Raw genomic sequence first — 812 nt, 5'->3', positions numbered from 1 at the left:
GTATTGGATGTTGTCACCTTCAGACATACCAACCAAGTTACCAGTTCCGATACCATAAACTTCTTCGAAGTCCATAACGTCGAAATCTTCAGCAACAGTATCGTCAGAACCAAACTGAACGCTACCGAAATCACCTTTTACACCGATGTAAGCTTCGTCAAAACCGTTAAGGCCGCCGTTACCTTCTTTGTCATCAGCATCGAACTCAAGCTCAGCTTTGAAATAACCTGAGATACCTGAAGCGATCTCGTGCTCGTGCTTGAAGCCAAGCGTAGAACCGTTATCTGCGAACTCAGAAGTAGTATCATCTGTAAGCGAGTCATCAGTAGTGTCGTTAACTAACTGAATGTTACCGTAGATAGTTGGCATTAAATCAAGCTTTTCAGCAAGATCAGATGCATGATCCATCGCGAATGCGTTTGAAGATAGTGCAGCTGCTGCTACAGCTGAAGCGATCAGAGTCTTTTTCATTTCGTCTTCCTTATTGCTAATTGAAGATTGGGCCTTGCCCGCTCGTTCTTAGTTAATTTAATAGCTATTAAATTGTTTTTTATAGTTTCAATGGGAAACCCCAAAGTGGTGCCCATTTAATTTCACACCCATGACAGAAATATTACAACCGAAATGACCGAGCAATTTCTTTCACGACTGCCATACTTTCGAACACTGAGTGCACCAAAAGTATGCTCGTTGGTTTGACCAAAAGTATCTTAAGCCAAAAAGTTCACATTTCGCACGTTACAGCTTGTTTAGAAAATATGCGCTTTGTCAGCACTCGTTTCTAAACAAGAGTATCGCCGCTTACTAATGGC

General features: G+C 41.7%; 1 protein-coding gene. It reads right to left on the bottom strand.

From position 1 onward, the window contains the following. Positions 1 to 471 (bottom strand): porin (locus A3738_RS26695; RefSeq protein ID WP_156504526.1); only part of this gene is annotated, 471 nt, incomplete at its 3' end. Between the last annotated feature and the right edge of the window lie 341 nt (positions 472 to 812).

It is taken from the genome of Oleiphilus sp. HI0066 (genome assembly GCF_001635725.1).
The sequence above is the reverse complement of the archived record's forward strand: the minus strand, read 5'-3'. Positions and strand labels throughout refer to the sequence as shown.